This is a genomic window from Streptomyces sp. NPDC060198 (assembly GCF_042728415.1).
Lineage (GTDB): Bacteria > Actinomycetota > Actinomycetes > Streptomycetales > Streptomycetaceae > Streptomyces.
In genome coordinates this window covers 1-7,475 of sequence record NZ_JBHWZJ010000344.1, presented here as the reverse complement: position 1 = coordinate 7,475, position 7,475 = coordinate 1, and the positions used below count along the sequence as shown (strand labels likewise).

Below are 7,475 nucleotides of genomic sequence, written 5' to 3'. Positions count from 1 at the left end.
CGCTGGCCGCGTGCGGCTCGTCCCACGACGGGAACGCCCCCGAGGCCGCGGACGCACCGCGTTCCGCGGCCCCCGGGCCCTCCGTCGCGGGGCCTCCGACCGCAGCACCGACCGACGGCGCGCAGTCCGGGACTTCAAAGGCTCCGGGGGCTTTCGGGGCGGACGCGGAACCGGGCGCCACCGGACCCAAGGTGCCCAGCGCCGAACTCACGCCTGCCACCGGCACGTTCACCAAGAAGGAGAAGGAGTACCTCACCGACCGGGTGCCCAAGGGCATGGACCCGGCCGCCGTCCTCCAGACGGGCCAGGAGACCTGCGACAAGCTCGACTTCCTGGTCAAGGCCGACCGCCGGATCGCGGTCGGCTCCCTCGTCACCGGCGAAGTACCCGACGCCGCACCGGCCGTGGCCCACCTCTGCGCCGGACACCAGGACCTGGTGGACGAGGCGGCGCTCGGCTACGCGGACGGCGCCCACACCGGCAAGGAACTGCGGCCCGGCACCTACCGTTCCGTCTCCCCCACCACCGCCTGCACCTGGCGGACCGAGGGGGCCGGGGGCAAAGTGCTCGACCAGGGTTCCTCCGCGAGCGGTCAGCCGGTCCGCATCACCCTCCCCGCGGCCACCCGCACCTTCACCTCCACAGGCTGCTACGCCTGGCTGCCCGAAGGAGACAAGAGTTGAGCAAGCTGCCCATCGCCGTGGCGATCCCCACCAAGAACGAGGGCCTCAATATCGCCGAGGCGGTCAACTCCGTGCTCGGCCACTTCGAGGCGGTCGTCGTGGTGGACTCGCACAGCACCGACGACACGGCGAAGATCGCCGCCGAGTGCGGCGCCGAGGTCGTCGCGTACACCTGGGACGGTGGCCACCCCCGGAAGAAGCAGTGGTGCCTGGAGAACGTCCGCACCGACATCGACTGGATCCTGGTCCTGGACGGCGACGAACGGCTCAGTCCCGGACTGCTCGCCGAACTCCGCGCGCTCTTCGCCGATCCCGCCGCGCCGAAGCCCGCCGCGTACGACATCCCGCTCGGGTACTGGTTCTCCGGCAGACGCCTGCGGCACGGCTACACCATCCGCAAGCGCTCCCTGACCGACCGCACCCGCTGTGCCTACCCGGAGGTCGGTGACCTCGCCGCGCCCGGCATCGGGGAGGTGGAGGGCCACTACCAGCCCGTCGCCGACTCCGCCCAGGCGCTGCGGAACCCGATCGAGCACCAGGACCTCGACCCGGTGACCGCCTGGTTCGAGCGCCACAACCGGTACTCCGACTGGGAGGCGTGGCTGGAGCACCACCCCGACGTCAAGGAACAGGTGCGCCGGGTCAAGTCCCGCCAGGGGCAGCTGTTCCACAAGGCGCCGTTCAAGCCACTGGTGTCGTTCGCATACATGTACGTCTACCGGCGCGGGTTCCTGGACGGCCGGGCGGGGCTCGACTTCGCCCTGGCGATGAGCTTCTACCGGTGGCAGATCGCGCTCAAGTCACGCGAGAAGCCGCAGGGCTGAGCCGTCGGAGCGGCACGGCCGTGCCGCGACCGTGCGCCGGCCCAGGGCTTCGGCGAAGTCGCTCGACGTCCGGTTCGTAATGATCTGCCGGTTCGGCGGGGTTCCGGGAACGTGACAGGCACGGACTTCCAAGATCATGGAGTTCTCGACGCTCTGTGATCCGGGTGGAAGACCGTGCCTGCCGAAGCATCATTGCCGATCCCGCCTGCCTTTGACCGACTCCGCCAGCAGCCCCGGGCCGTTCCCGGGGAGATCCCGGGCCTGCTGGAGCGACTGCACGAGGTGCCCGACCCGCGAGAACTGCGCGGTGTACGGCATGCTCTGGTCGTCGTGCTCGGGCTGACCGCGTACGCGGTTTCGGCCGGAGCAACCTCCCTGCTCGCAGTCGGCGAGTGGATCGCTGACGCTCCGCCCTCTGTTGTGGAACACCTTGGCATACGACCTGATTCGCTGTTCCCGAAGCGGTGCCTGCCTGCAAAAACGACGGTACGGCGGCTGCTGGGCCGCATCGACGGCGACGCGTTGGAGCAGGCGGTGGGTCACTGGCTGGCCGATCGGCGCACCGGCACCGACGGCACAACCCGACTATGCCGAAACCCTGGGGCTTACGTGACCACGGAACGGCATCCCGCAGAGACTCTGCCCACGGCTACTCGCCCGGCGGAACTCGAACGAAGCCCTCGGTCCATTCGTCCACATCGAGCTCGTACGGGTCGAAGTAGAAGCACTCCGGTTCTCCACGGAAGCCCGGTAGCAGTCGAGCCTGCCGCACACGCTCTTCAACACGTTCGAGGGTTGAGTAGATGCCGAGCAGCTTTACGTCGTCGCCATCTGACTCGTCGCAGAACACGCCGCTCTCATCGACGTGCACTGTCGAGCCGTCGTCGCCGGCTTCGTTCTGGTGGCCGACATGCCACAGCGGATACACGATCACGGGCACGAAGCTATCAGCACTTGAGTTCGTGGAGCCTTGGACGTTCGGCACCCCTCACCTCCTGGGACCCCACGATCACAAACCGGGCATCACGCGACTTCGCCGAGGCCCTGTGCGCCGGGCCGCGTCCGGTCCGGCCGGGAGTCGGAGACAACGAGCGTCTTGGAAGTGGCCACTGCGAAAGGTGTCGGCACAGGGCACTGGGCTCGAAAAAGTACGCACCAGCGGGAATGGACTTACGTACAGGACAAGCGGGTTGGGTGACGGGGGGGGCCGGAGACCGCGGGGAGGACTCCGGGTCCGACCTCGGGAATTCCGGGGGCAGCGAAGGGAGAGGAAAGCGAATGGTTCCGTCGGCACAGGTCTTCTTCGTGGAGGTGCGGGCGTCTTTCGAGGCGACGGCACGCACTCTGGGGCTGACCGGCCCGCAGGAGACCGAGCATGTCCTGCCTGTCTCCACGTACACGGGCGGTGGCGTCACGTACGGAGTCTCCATCGACTTCAGAGAGGGCGCCGTGCAATGCCGCGCCGAAATCGAAGGTGAATCCGTAATATTCACCGCGGGCATCGAAGAGGTTTCTCTTGCGGCCGGCATGACCGAGCGGCGTGGAATCTCCTGCAGCGCCCGGAACCTGAAGCAACTCAGAAAATCCCTCCAGGGGCAGATCGACTGTGTTCGACGTATCCATCCCTTGCTATCCGATGGCGATGCCGCGGTAGGCCTGATGCGTAGAGCCCACGCTCGGGAGTGGAACATGCGCGGGCCATCCGATACCCGGTGACGCCCTCGTGGGGACGACGACGTCAACCGGCGGCGAGCTCCACGCCCGGCCGTCGACCGGACCATCCCCCGTACTCGTTCGGCGGGCGATCGCCCGAGAGACACCTACCTCTGAAGCGCCTTCACCCTCTTCGCCACGACCGCGGTTGCCCTCACGTACCGCTCCTTCTCATCGGGCTGAGCCCGCCCCGACGGGCCCACGCTCCCGCTGTGCGCGACGAGTCGGAAAATCAGCGCACGAATCAGCAGCTGCTGCCAGTCGGCGTGATCGCTGCCCACCGTCAGCAGGCCGGACGGGAGATCGAACCACAGCAGACCATCCGCGACCACGATGGCCTCGGCGAACGCCGGAGGCCGCCAATACGGCGAAAAGTCGATCACAGCGGGCACTTCGTCCGCGGCGAAGAGGACGTTGCCGGTGAGGTCGCCGTGGATGAGCTGAGCCGCGTCCTGCCTCACGTGACGCCTCAGCTCCAGCAGAGCCGAGAACGGCGCGGAGAGCTCCTCGATCACGTCGATGTCCTGCTCGCCCCACGCGACCCGGTCGGCCACGGCCCACGGATGGGTGTGCCGGTCGAGGAAGTCGGGTCGGGGCATCTGCCGCAGGGCCCTGTGAAAGGCACGGCCCGCGCTGAGCACGCCGGCCCAGTGCCCCTGCGGACCCGGCTCACCGGTCAGGAACTCGCCGGCAGTCCAACCGCCCACGACGCTCCGCCCGTCAGTGGCCCGGAGCGGCAGCGGAACCCGGAAGTCGCTGCTCGGCGCCAGCCGCTCGAAAAGGGAGGCAGCCCACTCGACCTCGTCCTCAGGCCCCTCGGCGGGCTTGAACACGGCCCGACCGACAAGAACGCTTCGCCCTTGCCCGCCGACCAGCGGGACAGCATCGCCCTTCACGCCGAATGCTTCGAGAACGGCAGGGGGCGGGACGGTGTTGCTCAGCGGCTCAGTCATGCCAGGCATCGTGCCTGTCCCACCCTGTCAGCACACCTTCGTTTGCCCCAGCCCCAGCCTTCGCACCGGCTCGCACACTTCTTCCGGGTGAAGTGCGGAGAAGCACGGGGCAGTACAAGTGGCGCTGTCCGCCCGGAGGGCGGGTCCGGCGGCGTCCGGTACGTGCGATCGCAAGGCGGAGGGCTGCCCCGGTACGGGACGTATCGGGGCGATCCCGACAACGCGGCGAGCGTGCGTGCCGGGCGTCGCCGGACGGGCGGGACTTTCACCACACGCTTCAGTGCCGCGTCAGCCGAGGTTCGCCCCGTCGCGACGCCCGGTACGCACTCTCGCCGCAACGGCGAAGCTCCTGTTCGACGGTGTCACGGCCGGCGTCGAGGCGGACCGCACCCCCGCCGTACGCTCCTCAGACCGGCTCCCGGGTGGAGGCGCGCCGCAGCAGCGTGGCCGGGACCAGCCGGTGCCGGGGCAGGTCTCCGGCCACCGCGCCGCTGCCCTGGACGAGCTCTATCAGGAGCTGCGCCGCCTGCTTGCCGATCTCCTCGGGCGCCAGGTCCAGTGCGGTGAGCGCGGGACGGGCGCTGCGGGCGAACTCGCCGTCGGCACCGACGACGATCTGGACGTCCTCCGGCACCCCGAGGCCGAGTTCACGGCAGACCGCGAGGGTGGCGAACCCGAACTTCTCCATCACGACGTAGAGCGCGTCTGGGCGGTCCGGCCGGTCGAGCAGCCTGCGCGCGGCTTCGGTGGAGTCGGTGCCGGGTTCCGCCCGGTCGATCAGCACCGGGTTCCCGGTGCGGGCGCACCAGTCGCGGTAGGCGCGGGCCGCGTCCTCGTCGTAGGACTGGCCGGTCGAGCCGGTCAGCAGTCCGATCCGGCGGGCGCCGGTGGCGGCGAGGTGGTCGAAGGCGGCGAGGGCGCAGGTGGACAGTTCGTTGTCGACCCAGGGGAAGGCGTCCTTGCGGGCGAGGTCGCGGCCGGTGGTGACGACGGGGACGCCCATGCCGGAGAGCCGGGTGAGCAGCGGGTCGTCGGTGAGCGGGTCGATGACGATGGTCCCGTCCAGCGGCAGCGACTCGAAGGGGCGGCCGTCGAGCGAGGGCGGGACGAGCACGAGGGAGTAGTCGTGGGCCATCGCCGTCCAGGTGGCGGCGTTGACGATCTTGACGAAGTACTCGATGTCGGTGACCCCGCCCTCCACGGCGGAGCGGTGCGTCAGGCCGAGCAGTCCGGTGCGGGCGCCGCGCAGCCCCCGGGCGTTGGGGTTGGCGCGGTAGCCGATCTCGGCGGCGACCGCCAGCACGCGTTCCCGGGTCTCGGCGCCCACCCTGCCCACCCCGTTGAGGGCGTGCGAGGCGGTGGTGACCGAGACACCCGCACGGCGGGCCACCTCGCGCAGTCCACCGGTTTTCGCGGCGCCGACGGCGCGGGACCTGGGTCCGCCGGTTGCCGCGACGCCGGAGGCGCGGGGCGTGCGAGGGGTGCCGCGCGGATCCGGCTCTGTGACGTCTGACATGGCGGCGAGCTTACCGGTTGACTGCCAAAACGTTTAGGCAGTACGGTCCGCATCATTGCCAAAACGTTTGAGCACTTCCCTGCGGGCTGTTGCCAAAACGTTTTGGCATACGTGCGGCGCGCCGGGTTCCCCCGCTCGGGCCGCGCCGCACGGCCTCGCCGTACCGCTCCACCCCTCCGCTCCACCCCCCGCACACCGCCGTGCGGCCAACCGGCTCGTTCCGGAACTCCCCGTACATCCTCGTCCCGTCCCCCCAGGCCGGGACGCGAGTCCGCAAAGGACGTCTGCCGACCATGGCCGAGGCCACCGCCACCGCCCCGCCCGGATCCACCGACCACGCCACCCCCGCCGACGGGACGTCCTCGACCTCCGTCTTCACGGTCGAGCAGCGTGGCATCGACGCCGTCCCCGCCTCCGAGCGCCAGGGCGGCCCCGGCCGCCTCTTCGGGCTGTGGGCCGGTACCAACACCACCGTCTTCACCGTCGTCTACGGGGCGCTGGTCGTCTCCTTCGGCCTCTCGTTCTGGTACGCCGTCGCGCTGATCGTGGTCGGCAACATCCTCGGCTTCACCGTCACCGGTCTGACCAGCCTCCAGGGTCCGCGCACCGGCACCTCCACGCACTCCGTCTCCCGGGCCTCCTTCGGTCCGAACGGCGGACGCCTCCCGGCGCTGCTGAGCTGGGTGATGCTGGTCGGCTTCGAGGCGGGCGGCATGGTCCTCATCGTGCTCGCCGGCCTCGCCCTCTTCGAGCAGGCGGGCATCTCCACCAGCACCCCGCTGAAGCTGGTGACCATCGCGATCGCGGCCGGGCTCCAGATGCTCCTGCCGCTCTCGGGCTACCACCTGATCATGAAGGTGCAGAAGTACTTCGCCTGGATCTTCGCCGCGATGTTCGTCGTCATGGCGTTCCTCGTCTTCCCGAAGGCGGACTTCGGGACGCATGGCGCCGGCCCCTCGGTGGTGACGATCTCCCTGGTCCTGGCCATGGTCACCGCCTCGGGCGGTCTGTCCTGGGCCGACATGGGCAGCGACTACTCGCGCTACCTCCCGGCCGATGCCGCGCCCCGCAAGGTGTTCGGCTGCGCCGCGCTCGGCGGCATGGTGCCCAACATCGCCCTGCAGATCCTCGGCGCCGCCGTCGCCACCGCGACCACCAACGCCTCCGACCCGATCTCGGGGCTCCCGGAGGTCCTGCCCGGCTGGTTCATCACCCCGTATCTGCTGCTCGCGATCGTTTCGCTGCTCGCGGTGAACACCACCGACATGTACTCCTCCGGCCTGAACCTGCTGGCCGTCGGCCTGCCGGTGAAGCGCTGGATGATCGTCTTCGTCGACCTGACCCTGTGCACCGCGATCACCCTGTGGGCCGTGTTCTCCGCGGACTTCTACACCCTGCTGTCGAACTTCCTCAGCCTGATCGTGCTCTGGCTCGGCCCGTGGGCCGCCGTCTACCTCACCGACTGGGCGCTGCGCCGCGGCCGCTACCACGTGCCCTCGCTCTTCCCCCGGGAGACCGGGGCCAAGGGCATCTACTGGCACAAGGGCGGGGTGCGCCCGGCCGGTCTGATCGCGGTGCTCCTCGGCTTCGGTGCCGCCATTCTCTGGGTCGACTCCACCGTTTTCGTCGGCCCGCTCTCCGAGGCGGCCGGCGGCCTGGACCTGTCGGTCTTCGCCGGTGCCCTCGTCGCGGGTGTCGCGTACTGGCTGCTCGCCCGCCGTACCGTGCGCGCCGAGGCGGAACTCGTCCTCGACGCCTGAGCGGTGGCCGGGCGCCGTACACCCGG

At 69.8% G+C, this 7,475-nt stretch carries 7 protein-coding genes and 1 pseudogene; 5 read left to right on the top strand and 3 right to left on the bottom strand.

What is annotated here, in order from left to right; all coding sequences use genetic code 11:
- Nucleotides 1-2 precede the first annotated feature (2 nt).
- The 3 genes and pseudogenes from ACFWEP_RS28670 to ACFWEP_RS28660 form a co-directional block, all read left to right on the top strand.
- A complete protein-coding gene (locus ACFWEP_RS28670) occupies nt 3-683 on the top strand; it encodes a hypothetical protein (protein WP_387374264.1) in 681 nt (226 codons plus the stop codon).
- Nucleotides 680-1,507: a glycosyltransferase family 2 protein gene (locus ACFWEP_RS28665; RefSeq protein WP_387374262.1), complete on the top strand. Its 828-nt coding sequence runs from the start codon at nt 680-682 to the stop codon at nt 1,505-1,507. Before ACFWEP_RS28670 ends, ACFWEP_RS28665 begins: the two co-directional genes overlap by 4 nt.
- Before the next feature lie 174 nt (nt 1,508-1,681).
- Nucleotides 1,682-1,996 (top strand): annotated as a pseudogene (locus ACFWEP_RS28660) (transposase family protein); the annotation flags it as partial.
- Between the two features lie 160 nt (nt 1,997-2,156).
- On the opposite strand, the gene ACFWEP_RS28655 reads toward ACFWEP_RS28660, so the two are convergent.
- The gene (locus ACFWEP_RS28655) at nt 2,157-2,492 is read right to left on the bottom strand and encodes a hypothetical protein (protein ID WP_387374260.1); all 336 of its coding nucleotides are present in this window, start codon (nt 2,490-2,492) and stop codon (nt 2,157-2,159) included.
- 293 nt (nt 2,493-2,785) lie between these two features.
- Between ACFWEP_RS28655 and ACFWEP_RS28650 the strand changes: the two genes are divergently transcribed.
- Entirely contained in the window at nt 2,786-3,223 is a 438-nt protein-coding gene (locus tag ACFWEP_RS28650; RefSeq protein WP_387374266.1) for a hypothetical protein, read from the top strand.
- Nucleotides 3,224-3,327: 104 nt separating this feature from the next.
- Here the strand turns inward: ACFWEP_RS28650 and ACFWEP_RS28645 are convergent, their stop codons facing one another.
- Together ACFWEP_RS28645 and ACFWEP_RS28640 are read right to left on the bottom strand one after the other, a co-directional pair.
- Nucleotides 3,328-4,173 carry an aminoglycoside phosphotransferase gene (locus tag ACFWEP_RS28645; protein ID WP_387374258.1) on the bottom strand — a complete coding sequence of 282 codons (846 nt, stop codon included), beginning with the start codon at nt 4,171-4,173 and terminating at the stop codon, nt 3,328-3,330.
- Between the two features lie 406 nt (nt 4,174-4,579).
- Entirely contained in the window at nt 4,580-5,689 is a 1,110-nt protein-coding gene (locus ACFWEP_RS28640) for a LacI family DNA-binding transcriptional regulator (RefSeq protein ID WP_387374256.1), read from the bottom strand.
- A gap of 293 nt (nt 5,690-5,982) precedes the next feature.
- On the opposite strand from ACFWEP_RS28640, the gene ACFWEP_RS28635 reads away from it, so the two are divergent.
- The gene (locus tag ACFWEP_RS28635) at nt 5,983-7,449 is read left to right on the top strand and encodes a purine-cytosine permease family protein (protein ID WP_387374254.1); all 1,467 of its coding nucleotides are present in this window, start codon (nt 5,983-5,985) and stop codon (nt 7,447-7,449) included.
- Nucleotides 7,450-7,475: the final 26 nt, after the last annotated feature.

Bases quoted from the DNA above. Each gene is read 5' to 3' on its own strand.
- ACFWEP_RS28650 (WP_387374266.1), top strand. From the start codon at position 2,786: ATGGTTCCGTCGGCACAGGTCTTCTTCGTGGAGGTGCGGGCGTCTTTC.
- ACFWEP_RS28645 (WP_387374258.1), bottom strand. From the start codon at position 4,173: ATGACTGAGCCGCTGAGCAACACCGTCCCGCCCCCTGCCGTTCTCGAA.
- ACFWEP_RS28640 (WP_387374256.1), bottom strand. From the start codon at position 5,689: ATGTCAGACGTCACAGAGCCGGATCCGCGCGGCACCCCTCGCACGCCC.
- ACFWEP_RS28635 (WP_387374254.1), top strand. From the start codon at position 5,983: ATGGCCGAGGCCACCGCCACCGCCCCGCCCGGATCCACCGACCACGCC.